The sequence below is a fragment of the Pseudomonas botevensis genome (genome assembly GCF_019145475.1).
GTDB classification, from domain to species: Bacteria; Pseudomonadota; Gammaproteobacteria; order Pseudomonadales; family Pseudomonadaceae; genus Aquipseudomonas; species Aquipseudomonas botevensis.
In genome coordinates, this window is record NZ_JAHTKI010000008.1 from 37,558 (window position 1) to 50,618 (window position 13,061).

Consider the following 13,061-nt stretch of genomic DNA (forward strand, 5'->3'; position numbering starts at 1 on the left):
AATGATTCATGAAGATCGTTTCCCGCGACCAGTGGTTCGAGGTGCAGACCCTGAGCGACGGCATCCGCCTGATTCACGAGCCGTACATCCGCCCGTTCTACCGCTGCAACCTGTGGCACGTTCAGGGTCGCGACAAGGACTTGCTGCTCGACAGCGGCTCCGGGCTGGTCAGCCTGCGCGAGCAACTGCCGTGGCTGACCGAGCGGCCGTTGGTGGCGGTGGCCAGTCATTGCCATTTCGACCATATCGCCGGCCATCACGAATTCGCCGAACGCCTGGTGCATCCGGCCGAGGCCGACATCCTCGCCGCGCCCGATGGCGAGAACGACCTGAGCCGCGCCTTCGTCGGCGACGACATGTTCGAAGCCCACCCGGACTGCCCGCTGTGCTACGCCGAATATCGGGTCAAGGCCGCGCCGGCCAGCGGTTTCATCGAGGATGGCGATGTGCTGGACCTGGGCAATCGCACGCTGCAAGTGCTGCACACGCCCGGACACTCGCCGGGCGGGATCAGCCTGTACGAGGCGGCCAGCGAAACCCTGTTCAGCGGCGACATCATCTACGACGGGCCGTTGATCGAAGACGCCTACCACTCCAACCTGGATGACTACGCCGCCAGCCTTCGACGCTTGCAGGCGCTGCCGGTCCGCACCGTGCATGGCGGGCATTTCGGCAGTTTTTCCGGTGAGCATTTACGGACGATGATTGACGAGTGGTTGCGCCGACATCGTTGAGGCCTGCTGTACTCCAATCAGGCCCACCCTCCCGAAGATCCGCCATGAGAAGAGCTGCCGTGCGTGCCGCCGTACACCGGTTCATCCAGCGTCTGCTGGACGGCCGTGAGTTCGATGACAGCACCAGCCTGGCGCAATTGGGACTGGAGAAAGCGGATATCGAAGATCTGATCTTTCATCTGGAAGATGAATTCGGACTGACGGCCTTCACCGCCGAAGAGGATCGCATGCTCAAGAGCGCCCGGACCGCCAATGACTTGAGCCGCTTTCTGCTGGAAATCGGCCGCCATTGAAAAGCAAAAGATCGCAGCCTTCGGCGGCTCCCGCATCATTTCATGCAGGAGCCACCGAAGGCTGCGATCTCTTGGTCTTCAAATCGTCCGGGCCATGAGCCCGGGGCATCAGCGCCGACGCTGCTGACGGCGACGTTGTTCGTCATCCGTGCGAATCGGTACTGGTTGCAGAGGCGGTTCGATCAAGCCGAGGGCAACACCCAGATCGTGCAGCCAGTTTTGAATTTTCTCTTTCATCGTCATGCCCCCTTCAGGGTGGTGCTGAGCGGCCGGAATTCTGAGGTCGCTTCGCACTGATAATAGTCCGAAGTCCTACGCATTGCTCGGCGAAATCCGCAATGATCTGTTACTGAATTGATCCAAATCCCTGACCGATCGTTCAAGCTGTTTCCCGCACCTCTTCGCCAGCCACGGGATAGAGCGCCTGTTGCTGCTCGATCCACGCATTGAGGTTGGCGCCGACCATGCCCCGGCGCCACATGAGCCATGTTGTCGCACTCGCGAACGGCTCGGCCAACGGGTGTACCGCCACGCTTTCGCGCCCCGGCAGGCTGGCGAGCATCGATTCGGACATCAGCGCCACGCCGCTGCCGGCAATCACACAGGCGAGCATGCCCTGATACGACTCGATTTCCATCGCCCGGCCCATCGCCGCCTGATAGTGGGCAAACCACGACTCGAGGCGCGCACGGTACGCGCAACCATGACGGAAGGTGAACACCGCTCGTCCCTCGACATCCCTGGCACTGAGAATCGGCGGATGATCGGCTTCGCTGATCAGCACCAGCCGTTCGTTGCACAACGGTACACCGTCGATACCGGCCAGTTGCGGCGGGCCGTCGACCAGCGCTGCATCGAGCCGTCCGGTGAGCAAACCTTCGAGCAACTCGCCGCTCGGCCCGGACTGCACTTGCAGGTTCACCGCCGGATAACGCTTGTGATAACGCGCCAGCAATGCCGGCAAATGGATCGCAGCGGTGCTGTACAACGTGCCGAGCACGAAATCCCCGGCCGGTTGCCCGCCCATCACCGCCGCGCTGGCCTGATCGCGCAGGGCGAACAGCTTGCCGGTGTAGTCCAGCAGGACTTTTCCCGCAGGCGACAACTGCAAACGCTGACGTTCACGGACGAACAGTTCGACGCCCAATTGCTCCTCAAGCTGTTTAAGCCGGGTCGACAGGTTCGACGGCACCCGATGCAGGCGTTCGGCGGCGCGGGTGATCGAGCCCTCCTCGGCCACGGCCTGGAAGATCCGCAGTTGGCTGAATTCCACCACCATTCTCCATAACAGAACAAGTTACTCACTATTATTCAATTTTAAGGAAAGTCAATCTGTCTTAGCCTGACGGTCATCGCTCCCCGAACGGAATGCAGACCATGTCCCCGCTGATTCGCTTATCCGCCAGCTTCATTGCCCTGATGATGGCCATGGGCATCGGGCGTTTCGCCCTCACCCCACAACTGCCGCACCTGCTCAGTGAGGGGCAGATCGACCTGACCGCCGCCGGTCTGATTGCAGCGGCCAACTACCTGGGCTACCTGCTCGGCGCGGTGGACGCGATGTTTTCCCGTCGACCCGAGCAAGTGCAACGACGCCTGCATGGCGGTTTATGGCTGTGCGTGCTGCTGACGCTGGGGTCGTTCTGGGCCAGCGGGTTCTGGTCGCACTTGTTGCTGCGTTTCGGCACCGGGGTGGCGAGCGCCTGGGTGCTGGTGATGATTACCGCGCTGAGCCAGCCGCTGGCTGCGGCGGCGGGTCGTCCACGTTTGGGTGCCTTGGTGTTTGCCGGGCCGGGACTGGGGATTTTTCTCACGGGGTTGCTGGCGCTGGTCTCACATCTGTTGCAGCAGACGTCTGCGACCCTATGGCTGATCTACGCCGCCGTGGCGCTGGTGATGTTGCTGGGGATCGTGCGGATCCTGCCGCAACCGGTGGCCACTGCACCGCTTGCCGCTGCGGCCGTGAGCCCGTCGAATCGCGGGATTCCGCGTCTGGCGGTGGTGTATGCACTGTACGGCGTGGGCTACATCATCCCCGCCACGTTCCTGTCGCAGATGGCCAACGCACAGTTTCACGGGCAATGGCAGGCCGATCTGTTCTGGCCGTGCTTTGGCCTGGGTGCCGCGATCGGTGTGCTGCTGGTGAGTCTGCGCCGGCACGATCCGGATACCACCCGTCACTGGCTGATGGCGACGTTGTGGCTGCAAGCGGCGGGCGTGTTTGCCTGCTTGCTCGGCAGCGGCCTCGGTCTGGCATTGGGCGTGATGCTGTGCGGCACGCCGTTCCTGGCCTGCATGCAACTGGTGATGCAGCGCTCGCGGGAGTTGGCGCCCCACGCCACCCAGCGCAACGCCGGGCTGCTGACCGCGTGCTTCGCGGTCGGCCAGCTCAGCGGCCCACTGCTGGCAGCGCTGAGCAGTCACTTCAGCGGTGGCTTGCAACCGGCGCTGGTGATCGCTGGCAGCGGCCTGCTGATTGCCGGTGGCCTGGCGTGGAAACCGCTTACGGCTGGCCGAGCGCTTTGCGCAAGCGTCGACGCACCCACTGTTCCGCGCTGACAAAGGTGATGCCGAGCAACACCAGCACAGCACCGATGATGAAGTTCATGCTCAGGTCTTCACCGAGCAGCACCACGCCGAACGTGACGCCGAACATCGGCGTCATGAACGAAAACACCGCGAGGTTGGCGGCCAGGTAACGGCGCAGCAGCCAGAACCACGTCAGGTAGCTGAAGAACGACACCACCAGCCCCTGGAACAGCACGCTGGCCACCGCCACGCTGGTCAGGCTGACATGGGTGACCTGGCCGCTGAGCAGCGCAATCAGCAACAGGCCGAGGAAGCCGACGATCAGTTGATAGAACAGGGTCAGGGTCACCGGTGCCTCCGACAGCCGCGAGGCTCGCACCACCACGGTGGTCGCGCCCCAACTGGCGCCCGCGAGGACGCCGAGGGCGTCGCCCAGCAGCATGCGGCGGTCGAGGTTGTCCCAGGAAACGCCACCGGCGAAGGCGATGGCGATCCCGATGAACGCGAGGATGATCCCCAGCCATTGCACCGGCCGCAGGCGCTCGCTCGGCAACAGAAAATGCACCCCCAGCGCAGTGAAAATCGGCGCGGTGTAGAGGAACACCGACATATGCGCCGCCGTGGTCAGTTGCAAGCCTTCCGAGATGAAGAAGAACTCCAGACCGAACAGCGCACCGGCCAGCAGGCCACCGCGCCAGGTGGCGCCGACCTGATCCCAGCCGCCCTTCCAGCAGATGAGCAATCCTACAAGCAACGCGGAAATCCCCGACCGCCCCGCCGCCTGCATCACCGGCGCAATGTCGGTTGCCGCCCACTTGATCATCACCTGCTGCACGCCCCAGATCAGGCACAGGCCGATCATCACCTGCAAGGCAAACCCGTCGGCATTGCGCCGGTCAGCGCTCACCGCAACACCTCGAACACAAACAACATGGCAGTTTTCCAAAAGATAAAAGCAAAGCCCCGGATCGTTGTCCGGGGCGAATAGTCACGCCGTGAATTATCAACCAGTCGGACAGAAAAAACCGTCTGGAAAAAGACCTCGAATAGTTCTCCTGCGCCAAGGAGGAATGATGGACGGTTACGCCATCCATCATGAGCACAGGGCGCCCGAACTACCGATCACCCTTGGCAACCCGACTGGCCGCAAGAAAACCCACCGTACACGCCACCACCGTGGCCAGGGTTCCCCACGCCCAATCCATCAGCGACACCTGAAATGACCAGCCGTGCAATGTCGCCCAATTGGTCAGGTCATAGGTGCCGTACGCCACCAACCCCAAAAGCGCCCCCATCCGCGCAGCGTGCTGCCAGGTCGGTGCCGGCATCACCACAAACACCGCGCAACCGAAGACGTACAGGCAATAAAAAACCGCTGCCGGAACCAGCAGCGGTTTTTCGAGCATCAGCGAACCGAGCAGCTCGCGATAGGTAGGCGCCATCAATACGCCGAGCCAGAGACCATCGAGGATCAAAAATGTCACCAGCGTGGCGACATAGGCAATCAACGCTTTTTTCATTGGCCCGACCTCAGTGTGCCCATGCACGATGGGCAACGGCGGACTCAGGTCAGTTCAATGCGATCAGCGTGAATGACAATCTGGCCGTTCTTGTACAGCGCGCCGATGGCCTTCTTGAAGTTGCCCTTGCTGACACCGAACAGGCTGCTGATCAACGCAGGATCGCTCTTGTCGCTGACGGCCAGCGTGCCGTTGCTTTCGCGCAACTTGGCGAGAATCTTCGAGTTCAGACTGCTCGCCGCTTCCTGGCCGACCGGTTGCAGGCTCAGGCTGATCTTGCCGTCGCCGCGAACTTCCTTGATGAAACCTTTCTCGCGCATGCCCGAACGCATGAACTTGAAGATCTCGTTCTTGTGGATCAAACCCCAGTGCTTGTTGTTGATGATCGCCTTGAAACCCATGTCGGTGGCTTCGGCCACCAACAGATCGACTTCCTGCCCCTGGCTGTAGCTGGCCGGGGTCTTGTCGAGGTAGCGATCCAGGCGCGAAGTGGCGGTGATGCGGCGGGTGTGTTTGTCGAGGTAAACATGCACCACGCAATAATCGCCGGCCTTCAACTGGCGTTTTTCTTCGGAAAACGGCAGTAACAGGTCTTTCGGCAGCCCCCAGTCGAGGAAGATACCGATGCTGTTGACTTCAACAACTTTCAGACTGGCAAACTCACCGACCTGAACTTTCGGCTTTTCGGTCGTCGCGATAAGTTTGTCATCGCTGTCCAGATAAACAAAAACGTTGAGCCAGTCTTCATCTTCGCTGGGAATATCTTTAGGGATATAACGGTTGGGCAAAAGAATTTCGCCGTCGGCACCGCCATCCAGATATAAACCGAAGTTAGTGTGTTTAACCACTTGCAAACTGTTGTAACGCCCGACTAAAGCCATTTCCAATACCCTCATTGCGTGGGCGGCATTCTACCCGTTTTTGCCCACGAGGTTCGCCGGCCGAAGCCCCGTTCGGGAAAATCGGCGCAACGCCCTGATTTTTCCTGGCCCGGCGCAGCGCGCTCACCATTCGTCAGACCATCACCGCGCCCGCCGCCGCTTTGCACGCAGCGCAATCAAGCGCAAATCAGGCCGATGTTCTTATTTAAAACAGCAGCTTAGCGGGACATTTCGAATAATTGATCGAACATCATCCAGCAAAGCACCGGGTTATTGCGGCGGACATCCGCCAAGCAATTACCGAGTCATTCCTGTACAATGCCTGGCCGAATTACTTTTCCAAAGGTTATTGGCCGCCATGCGTGTAAAAGCATCCACCCAGAAAGCAAAGCCAGCTCCAGCCGTTGAAACCAGCGAATCGATCAACGATCAGATCGCCGCGTTCCTCAAGTCCGGCGGCGAGATCCAGCAGATTGCCAAGGGCGTCAGTGGCCAGACTTTCGCGCCATCCCGGCAGATCAGCCTGGGCAAGAAGTAACACCTCGCAACACTCCCGTCCAAAGACGCTTTGAGCTTCGAAGCGTCTGGATCGGCACCCTCCCCGTCCCATCCGTGTTTAATCAATCCGTTGAAAATCGACGAACGGCCTCCGATGCCGATCATTCGCCGGTATCCTTGCACGCGTCTGGATCAAGCGTTTCAGCCGGCCCGCCCGCCAGCCCTCGCTGCTCATGGAGTGACGCATGTTCAAACCCTCCCGTTTATTGCTCGTTGGCCTGCTGGTCTACCCGACGGCACACGCGCAGATTTTCCAGCGCGAACTCGGCGACTTCGACCTCAAGCTCGGCACCACACCCAGCCGCAGCATGGCCCAGGGGTTAGTCAAACCTTCGGCGGTCGGCTCGTTTCATGGCGGCCTCGACCTGAGTCACGACAGCGGACTGTATGTCGGCCAATGGGCGCCAAGCATGGGCATCACCCCAGGCAAGAACCTCGAAATCGATTCCTACGTCGGCTTTAAACAGCCTTTCGACCAAACCCTCGGCTACGAAGTCGGGATGATCCAGTACAGCTATCCCCGCGTGGACACCCCCGACAGCCAGGAACTGTTCGGTGGCCTGACCCTGCTCGGCAGCCGTTTCGGTATCGCCCTGAGCAATGACCCGGACAAACAGAACAGCACGCTGTTCGCCGACCTCGGCGGCAACCAGCCGTTCGGCATCGGGATCAGCATGAAATACACCACCCACCAGTTGAATACGCCGGCTGCGGTGGACGGCGGTTACGTCAGCAGCTTCAACGATTGGTCAGTGAAATTGTCCCGGCCGTTCATGGGCATCGACCTCGATCTGATCTACAGCAACTCGAACCTGAGCGGCAGCGACTGCTCGGCCTATTCCGGGCACAACAGCCAGTGCGACGGCCTCGTCACCCTCAAGGCCGAACGCGCGTTCTATTGATTGGCTGAACTGCCGGGTTCATCCTGCGTTCACATGAGAATCAGATCCCGAAGCCAGGCTTTCGCAAGGATTCGCCCATGTCTCGCTGGTTCAAACAGATTGCCACCCTGCTGATGTTCACCCTCGCCCTCGGCGCCTGCAGTCGCGTCGGCCTGGCCTATCGCAACCTCGACGTGATCATTCCCTGGACGCTCAGCGACTACCTGGACATGAACGGCGAGCAGAAAGGCTGGTTCAACGAACGTCTCAAGGAACACCTGAGCTGGCACTGCACCACGCAGTTGCCGGGCTATCTCGACTGGCTGGATCGCCTGCAAACCATGGTCCAGAACAATCAGGTGACTGACGCAGCCCTTCAGGCGCGCACCGTCGAAGCCAAACAGGCCATTGCCGAAACCGCCCGGGAAATCACCCCGTCGGCCATCGAGTTACTGCAAGGGCTGGATGACAAGCAAGTCGCAGAAATGAACGACGCCTTTGCCAAGGATCTGCGCAAACGCCAGCAGGAATACCTGAAACCGCCGTTGTCCGAACAAGTGGCCGAGCGTGGCGCACGCATGGATAAACGCCTGAACGACTGGCTGGGGCCGTTGAGCGTTTCGCAAGAGCAACGGGTGATGGCCTGGTCGACAGCCCTGGGAGATCAGAACACCCAATGGATCGCCAACCGCGCGCATTGGCAGAAGCAGTTCAGCGCAGCAGTGGCGCAACGCAAAAGTGCCGAATTCCCACAACGGATCGAGACGCTTCTGGTTGATCGCGAGAGTTTATGGACAGCGGATTACCGCAAGGCCTACGCCAACACCGAAGCCCAGGCGCGTTCGCTGTTCGTTGATCTGGTCGCACAAAGCACACCGGAACAGCGCCAACGGTTATTGAAGAAGATCGACGGGGTGCGCAAGGACTTCAATGATTTGAAGTGTCTGAAGGCTGCGCAGAAGTGATCTTCATTGTGGGAGCGAGCCCGCTCCCACAAGCGTTAATCCGGGCATCAGGCAATCTGCGCCTTGGATGCCACCTCATCGAAAGTCAATTCATCCAGCGCGTCTTCCTGCTCGTCCAGCACCTGCCGGGGATGGTCATTGCCGGGAATGCTGCTGTCGATCAGGCTCAGCAGGCTCGCACCACGCGGGGTCAGAATGAAGTTCTCGCCGGTGCCGCCTTCATCTTCCGGCCTTGGCTCGATGTAGCCGCGCAGCAGCAGTAATTTTTCGTACTCGCAAGCCAGCGTTTTCAGATGATCCAGATTGCCAACGGACTCGCCCGCCGCCGCTTTTTCCGCGGCGTGCTGTTCGGCGTAGGGCCGGGGCGTGAAGCTGTGGCCGGCGCTGTTCTGCGCTTCGTGCAGCAGGCGTTCAATCAAATCCCAGTTGTAAGTCGTCATCCTGATTCAACCTCCGGTGCGCAGGGTTAATGGCGCGTTCATAGGTTGTGACCCGGCCGGTTCCCAGCCGTTCAGCCGCATTGCGCGCTGCAACCGACCGGCGGTCTGTCGATTTCCCCGGCGGTTGAACGACTAGTCTGGGAAGACGGTTTCAACCCCGCAGGAGAAATCATCATGAAGATTCAGAATCATCCGGTGGTATCGCGCGAAGAATGGCTCGCCGCCCGCCAACAACACCTGGCCGACGAAAAAGCCTTCACCCGCGAACGTGATCGCCTCAGCGCCAAACGTCGCGCCCTGCCGTGGGTGAAAGTCGACAAGGACTATCGCTTCCACGGGCCGCACGGCGAACTGAAACTGGCCGACCTGTTCGGCCAACACAGCCAACTGGTCGTTTACCACTTCATGTTCGCCAAGGACTGGGAGGAAGGCTGCCAGGGCTGCTCCTTTCTCGCCGACCACATCGACGGCGCCAACCTGCACCTGGCTCATCACGACATCGCGGTAGTGGCGGTTTCCCACGCACCATTCACCGAATTCCAGGCGTTCAAACGGCGGATGGGCTGGAAATTCGACTGGGTGTCGTCAGACGGTTCCGATTTCAACTACGACTTTGGCGTCTGCGCCCGGGCTGAAGACGCCGAGGCCGGCAAGGCTACCTACAACTATGAAAAGACCGACAGCGCCGAGGAAGAAATGCCGGGGCTGAGCGTGTTTTATCGCAATGAGGCGGGCGAAATTTTCCATACCTATTCAACCTATGCCCGTGGATTGGACATGCTGGTCGGCGCCTACAACTACCTCGACCTCACGCCCAAGGGTCGTAATGAGGACGAGATCATGGAGTGGGTGCGGCATCATGATCGGTATGAGGGGCAGACGAAATCCAGTTGCTGCCATGGCGAGTGATCGAGCGTCCGTGGGGGCAGGCTCGCCCGCCCTCACAATGACGCGCTGAACTTTTCACCTGCTCGAACCCTCAACCGGTTAACCCGCCTTAACCGGAACTGAGGCCCATCCCATGAAAACCTTGCTCAAGCTGACCCTCGCCGCCACCCTCGCCTGCGCCCTGCCCGTATGGGCCTGCACGCCGGAAGAAGCCACCGCCAAACGTGAGCAACTGGCCAAGGAAGTCGCGAAACTCACGGAACAGAATCCGGCCAAGGCCAAGGAAATCAACGATGAGTTGCAGAAGATGGACCTGGGCACCGCGAGCGCCGATCTGCCGGACAAATGCCAGTTGATTGACCAACGGCTGAAAGAGTTGGGCACGGCCGAAAAGAAAGCCGAGGGTTAACACCGGAATCAGGAAATCGCGACCCTCGTGCGCTCTCGAAGGTCGCGTTTTTTTGCCTTTGAAAATGCATAAATGCATTTATTTATTTGCACAAACGCATATCCATGACTAGGGTTAGATTGAGCCCGATAACGGAAACATCCTACAGATCGACGGCTCTGCAATAGGAAGTAACCCACAAGCTGGACGCTTGTTTCACTCATGGAGGATTGAAAATGTTAACCACTGATACAACCCCGTTCACCGGCAATACCCTGCCAAGGTGCCTGACCGGTCATCTGCTCGACCCGCAACTGGTTGAAGTCGAAAACCACGCCGTGGCGGCGGCCCCCGTCCAGGCCACAGCAAGCCTCAACTTCAGCATGCAGCGACAAACCCAGAGCAACTGGTGCTGGGCGGCGGTTTCCGCTTCGGTCGGCAATTATTTCGGCACCGGGTCCTGGACCCAGTGCGGTGTCGCCAGTTCGGCGCTGGATCGCAACTGCTGCAACCAGCCGGGGCCGTGCAACGTCTACGGTTATCTGGATCAGGCGTTGCGAATCACCCGCAGCTACAACGGCATGGGTCAGGGTTCGCTGTCGATGTCGGCCATCCAGAACCAGATCAACATGGGCCGTCCGGTCTGTCTGCGTTGTGCCTGGTACGGTGGCGGTGCGCATTTCCTGGCGATCTACGGCACCAACGGCAATTACGTGCTGGTCGCGGATTCGATTTACGGCTACTCGACCCGCGCGCTGAACTCGTTCCCCGGTTCCTACAACGGCGGCGGCACCTGGACTACCACTTACTTCACCCAGAAAAACTAGGAGGGCGACATCATGCAACTGACTTATCCAAAGGCGCCTTCCAACGGCGTACAGACCTTGCGTCCGGCCCTGCAAGCCGCGCTGCAAACCCGGGGTTTTGGCATCAACCGCCAGTTCGCCAGCGCCGCACCCGGCAAGATCAGCCTCAGCGAGGCCTATCGCGGTTACTCGCTCAGCCTGGAAGACGTGAGCCAGGGCAAGGGGCTGCAGGCCGCCAAGGTCGGCGACTGGCACTATCTGGTGTTTGCCGATGGGGTGACTATCGCCGATGCGCAACTGGCCGATGTGCATGGCCAGGTCGAGTTCTCGTCGCTGAACCACGGCAACATGGCCGCCGCGACAGTGGATGCGCTGAAACTGGCGGAGCAGTCGCCACAACTGCAAGGCAAAACCGTCGAGTTGCGGGTGCTGTTTGTGCCGGCGCTGCACGTCGTCGCGATCTGGCTCCACGCCGACAGTGAAGATGTGCTGATCCCGATCGAGCCGACACCCAACGAGCTGGCGACCACCCAGCTGTACAGTGAGGCCGCCCTGCTCGCGCAGCTAAAACCAGCGGCGGATCAGACCCGGCAACGCTTCGCGGCGGACACCACCGGGCTGTTGGGGAGCTGAAAATCCCGGCGATAAAAAAACCCGGACACTGTCCGGGTTTTTCATGGGCGCCTGAAACAGCTTATTCAGCCGCAGGCTCTGCCGGCTTGCGGCGCTTGAGCGGCGCCATGCCGTCACTGCTCACCAGGGAGTCAGCCTTCGGGCGGTTGGTGCTCTTGCGCTTGTTCGGCGTCTTGGCGGCGACTTTTTTCTTGTCGCCTTTCTTGTCGCCCTTGCCGTCGGTCTTTTTCTTCTTCACGCCAACGGCTTTACCCGAAGCCTTGACCTTTTTCGGTCCACCGTAGGTGCCTTTGACTTCCTTGATTGTGCGGCGCTCGAAGCTCTGCTTGAGGTAGCGCTCGATGCTCGACATCAGGTTCCAGTCGCCGTGGCAGATCAACGAGATCGCCAGGCCTTCGGCGCCGGCACGACCGGTACGGCCGATGCGGTGAACGTATTCGTCGCCGCTGCGTGGCATGTCGAAGTTGATCACCAGATCCAGACCGTCGACGTCCAGGCCACGGGCCGCGACATCGGTCGCCACGAGGATCTTCACCCCGCCCTGCTTCAGACGGTCGATCGCCAGTTTACGATCCTTCTGGTCTTTCTCGCCGTGCAGCACGAACGCCTTGTATTCCTGAGCCACCAGGCGACCGTAAATGCGGTCGGCCATGACCCGGGTATTGGTGAAGATGATGGCCTTCTGGTAGGTCTCGTTGGCCAGCAGCCAGTTCACAATCTGTTCTTTGTGCTGGTTGTGGTCGGCGGTGATGATCTGCTGACGGGTGGTTTCGTTCAGTTGGCTGACCGCGTTGAGCTGCAAGTGCTCAGGGTTGTTCAGCACTTTGGCGACCATCTCGCGCAGGCCGGCACCGCCGGTGGTGGCGGAGAACAGCATGGTCTGCTGACGGTTCGGGCACTCATCGACCAGACGTTGCACGTCTTCGGCAAAACCCATGTCGAGCATGCGGTCGGCTTCGTCGAGCACCAGCACTTCGACTTCCTTGAGGTCGAGGTTGCCGGCGTTGAGTTGCTCGATCATCCGCCCGGGGGTGCCGATCAGGATGTCCGGCACCTTGCGCAGCATCGCGGCCTGGACCTTGAAGTCTTCACCGCCGGTGATCAGGCCGGACTTGATGAAGGTGAACTGCGAAAAGCGCTCGACTTCCTTCAGGGTCTGCTGAGCCAGCTCGCGAGTCGGCAGCAGGATCAGGGTCTTGATGCTGACGCGGATCTTGGCCGGGCCGATCAGCCGGTTGAGGATCGGCAGAACAAACGCGGCGGTCTTGCCGCTACCGGTTTGCGCCGTCACCCGCAGGTCACGCCCCTGGAGCGCCAGCGGAATGGCCGCTGCTTGCACAGGCGTTGGCTCGACAAATTTCAGCTCGGCCACGGCTTTGAGCAGGCGTTCGTGCAGGGCGAATTGGGAAAACACGGGTGCTACCTCGAAGATATGCAAAAAATCAGCTGCATAGGTTACCGGTTTCGAGCGCTCAGGCCGAGTTTCTTTATTCAAACGGTGGCAATCCGTGGCTTTTTTGTTGCCCGATTTGTCTTCAACGGTAA

17 protein-coding genes are annotated in these 13,061 nt (G+C 60.2%); 10 read left to right on the forward strand and 7 right to left on the reverse strand.

Translation table 11 applies throughout. The features are described 5' to 3' along the window. Positions 1–8 precede the first annotated feature (8 nt). Positions 9–734 carry an MBL fold metallo-hydrolase gene (locus tag KVQ74_RS12215; RefSeq protein WP_217831335.1) on the forward strand — a complete coding sequence of 242 codons (726 nt, stop codon included), beginning with the start codon at positions 9–11 and terminating at the stop codon, positions 732–734. A 44-nt stretch (positions 735–778) separates the two neighbouring features. Further along, positions 779–1,027 carry an acyl carrier protein gene (locus tag KVQ74_RS12220; RefSeq protein WP_217831336.1) on the forward strand — a complete coding sequence of 83 codons (249 nt, stop codon included), beginning with the start codon at positions 779–781 and terminating at the stop codon, positions 1,025–1,027. Positions 1,028–1,135: 108 nt separating this feature from the next. On the opposite strand, the gene KVQ74_RS29405 is transcribed toward KVQ74_RS12220, so the two are convergent. Together KVQ74_RS29405 and ptrR are read right to left on the reverse strand one after the other, a co-directional pair. Then, a complete protein-coding gene (locus KVQ74_RS29405) occupies positions 1,136–1,264 on the reverse strand; it encodes a PA1414 family protein (protein ID WP_007914492.1) in 129 nt (42 codons plus the stop codon). A gap of 142 nt (positions 1,265–1,406) precedes the next feature. Continuing rightward, positions 1,407–2,300, reverse strand: a complete 894-nt coding sequence (ptrR, locus tag KVQ74_RS12225) for a putrescine utilization regulator PtrR (protein WP_217831337.1) — start codon at positions 2,298–2,300, stop codon at positions 1,407–1,409. Between the two features lie 104 nt (positions 2,301–2,404). On the opposite strand from ptrR, the gene KVQ74_RS12230 reads away from it, so the two are divergent. After that, the gene (locus tag KVQ74_RS12230; RefSeq protein ID WP_217831338.1) at positions 2,405–3,586 is read left to right on the forward strand and encodes an MFS transporter; all 1,182 of its coding nucleotides are present in this window, start codon (positions 2,405–2,407) and stop codon (positions 3,584–3,586) included. Here the strand turns inward: KVQ74_RS12230 and KVQ74_RS12235 are convergent. The 3 genes from KVQ74_RS12235 to KVQ74_RS12245 all read right to left on the reverse strand — a co-directional run bounded on the left by KVQ74_RS12235 (position 3,531) and on the right by KVQ74_RS12245 (position 5,957). Next, complete coding sequence (locus KVQ74_RS12235; protein WP_217831339.1) at positions 3,531–4,463, reverse strand: DMT family transporter; 933 nt, start codon at positions 4,461–4,463, stop codon at positions 3,531–3,533. The two genes, KVQ74_RS12230 and KVQ74_RS12235, sit on opposite strands and share 56 nt — an antisense overlap. A gap of 208 nt (positions 4,464–4,671) precedes the next feature. Further along, positions 4,672–5,076, reverse strand: a complete 405-nt coding sequence (locus tag KVQ74_RS12240) for a DUF2177 family protein (protein WP_217831340.1) — start codon at positions 5,074–5,076, stop codon at positions 4,672–4,674. A 44-nt stretch (positions 5,077–5,120) separates the two neighbouring features. Further along, positions 5,121–5,957 (reverse strand): CvfB family protein, encoded by an 837-nt coding sequence (locus tag KVQ74_RS12245; RefSeq protein WP_217831341.1) that lies wholly within the window; start codon positions 5,955–5,957, stop codon positions 5,121–5,123. Between the two features lie 358 nt (positions 5,958–6,315). Here KVQ74_RS12245 and KVQ74_RS12250 point away from each other — a divergent pair, with 358 nt between their 5' ends. The 3 genes from KVQ74_RS12250 (at position 6,316) to KVQ74_RS12260 (ending at position 8,361) form a co-directional block, all read left to right on the forward strand. Next, complete coding sequence (locus KVQ74_RS12250) at positions 6,316–6,495, forward strand: hypothetical protein (protein WP_217831342.1); 180 nt, start codon at positions 6,316–6,318, stop codon at positions 6,493–6,495. Positions 6,496–6,700: 205 nt separating this feature from the next. Further along, positions 6,701–7,417: a TorF family putative porin gene (locus tag KVQ74_RS12255; protein WP_217831343.1), complete on the forward strand. Its 717-nt coding sequence runs from the start codon at positions 6,701–6,703 to the stop codon at positions 7,415–7,417. Between the two features lie 77 nt (positions 7,418–7,494). Next, on the forward strand, positions 7,495–8,361 hold the full coding sequence (locus KVQ74_RS12260; protein ID WP_217831344.1) for a DUF6279 family lipoprotein: 867 nt from the start codon (positions 7,495–7,497) through the stop codon (positions 8,359–8,361). Positions 8,362–8,408: 47 nt separating this feature from the next. On the opposite strand, the gene KVQ74_RS12265 is transcribed toward KVQ74_RS12260, so the two are convergent. Beyond that, a complete protein-coding gene (locus KVQ74_RS12265; RefSeq protein WP_217831345.1) occupies positions 8,409–8,801 on the reverse strand; it encodes a transcriptional regulator in 393 nt (130 codons plus the stop codon). Positions 8,802–8,975: 174 nt separating this feature from the next. Between KVQ74_RS12265 and KVQ74_RS12270 the strand changes: the two genes are divergently transcribed. The 4 genes from KVQ74_RS12270 (at position 8,976) to KVQ74_RS12285 (ending at position 11,516) form a co-directional block, all read left to right on the forward strand. Next, positions 8,976–9,710 (forward strand): DUF899 domain-containing protein, encoded by a 735-nt coding sequence (locus KVQ74_RS12270; RefSeq protein WP_217831346.1) that lies wholly within the window; start codon positions 8,976–8,978, stop codon positions 9,708–9,710. A 112-nt stretch (positions 9,711–9,822) separates the two neighbouring features. After that, a complete protein-coding gene (locus KVQ74_RS12275) occupies positions 9,823–10,098 on the forward strand; it encodes a hypothetical protein (RefSeq protein WP_217831347.1) in 276 nt (91 codons plus the stop codon). A 215-nt stretch (positions 10,099–10,313) separates the two neighbouring features. Then, positions 10,314–10,904, forward strand: coding sequence for a papain-like cysteine protease family protein (locus tag KVQ74_RS12280; RefSeq protein WP_217831348.1), 591 nt, complete (start codon positions 10,314–10,316; stop codon positions 10,902–10,904). A gap of 12 nt (positions 10,905–10,916) precedes the next feature. After that, positions 10,917–11,516 carry a hypothetical protein gene (locus tag KVQ74_RS12285; RefSeq protein ID WP_217831349.1) on the forward strand — a complete coding sequence of 200 codons (600 nt, stop codon included), beginning with the start codon at positions 10,917–10,919 and terminating at the stop codon, positions 11,514–11,516. Positions 11,517–11,577: 61 nt separating this feature from the next. Here the strand turns inward: KVQ74_RS12285 and KVQ74_RS12290 are convergent, their stop codons facing one another. Further along, positions 11,578–12,930 carry a DEAD/DEAH box helicase gene (locus KVQ74_RS12290; protein WP_217831350.1) on the reverse strand — a complete coding sequence of 451 codons (1,353 nt, stop codon included), beginning with the start codon at positions 12,928–12,930 and terminating at the stop codon, positions 11,578–11,580. Positions 12,931–13,061: the final 131 nt, after the last annotated feature.